Origin of the sequence: Adlercreutzia sp. DFI.6.23, assembly GCF_024462535.1 — a bacterium.
Classification (GTDB): Bacteria; Actinomycetota; Coriobacteriia; order Coriobacteriales; family Eggerthellaceae; genus Adlercreutzia; species Adlercreutzia rubneri.
In genome coordinates this window covers 1-400 of record NZ_JANGBP010000192.1, presented here as the reverse complement: position 1 = coordinate 400, position 400 = coordinate 1, and the positions used below count along the sequence as shown (strand labels likewise).

Below are 400 nucleotides of genomic sequence, written 5' to 3'. Positions count from 1 at the left end.
CGAGGCCTTGAACCCCGGCGCCGACCCGGCGAGCCGCCAGCAGCCCTTTGCCGCCAACCGCCTCGTCCACGACTCCCTGCTCGTACGCGCGGCTCTCCCGCGGCGGCTCGGAGAGGAAGAGCCCCGCTCCGTCGCCTGCGTGTTCGACTTCGCGAGCCGGCTCGCCTCCTCGCCGGAGGACCTCACTCACGAGGAGAACGCCGTGTTCATGAACCTGCTCCTCGGCGCGAAAGACGCCATTCGCGGGGATGGCGAGCACGTGAACACCCTCGTCCTTGTCGCCAACAAGGCCACCGACCTGCCCTCCTGGCTTGTGCGCGGCAACCCCGACGTGAGCGTCATCGCACTGCCCAGCCCCGATCGCCCGGCCCGCGAGGCCTATCTCGACATCGCCTTCCCC

Annotated in this window: 1 protein-coding gene; it reads left to right on the top strand. The window is 70.2% G+C overall.

From position 1 onward, the window contains the following. On the top strand, positions 1-400 hold a 400-nt coding region (locus NE591_RS12960; RefSeq protein ID WP_256156830.1), incomplete at both ends, for a hypothetical protein.